Annotated in this window: 1 protein-coding gene; it reads right to left on the reverse strand. The window is 55.6% G+C overall.

Annotated elements, in window-relative coordinates; genetic code table 11:
- Positions 1-310 precede the first annotated feature (310 nt).
- Positions 311-549: hypothetical protein (locus ACYVEA_RS34800; RefSeq protein ID WP_461117938.1), on the reverse strand; the 239-nt coding region annotated here is incomplete at its 5' end.

Below are 549 nucleotides of genomic sequence, written 5' to 3' on the forward strand. Positions count from 1 at the left end.
GTGCAGGGTAGGCTACTCAGTCTTGGTCGATTCGAGGATCGATTCGAGGGCTGAGCGTCGACTGTGTGTGAGGGACGGGGTCTAGGGTAGGCCGGTTTGTCTTGGTCGAATTTGATGTCGGCTCCCGTGTAGAACGGGGTGAGGGTGGTGCAGGGTAGGTACAGGGTAGGCAGCTCAGACTTGGTCGATCTGGATGTCGGTTCTCTGGCTGACGGGTCTGAGGTCGTCGAGACGAGATGCGGGTGGTGCAGGGTAGGCAACTTCCAACTCTGCCGGGAAGCGATCCGAATTGCGATGTGTGTGGTCTAGGTTAGGTACAGGGTAGGTAGGTTTCCAATTTTGCCGCTGAGAGATTGCTGCGGGTGTAGGGTAGGTACAGGGTAAGCAGTTTTCTCCCCCGGCCAGTACTTGCATGTGCGTGCGAAACGGTTTTGTGGTCTGGTGGCCGTGAGTCGATTTTTTTGTTTTCCCATACTGATGAATTTTGCGGAAAATAAAAAGTGGCCCGCGAGTCCGGTCTGGCGTGCGTCCGACCAAAACATCGTCGGT

The sequence above is a fragment of the Spirosoma jeollabukense genome, from assembly GCF_054777855.1.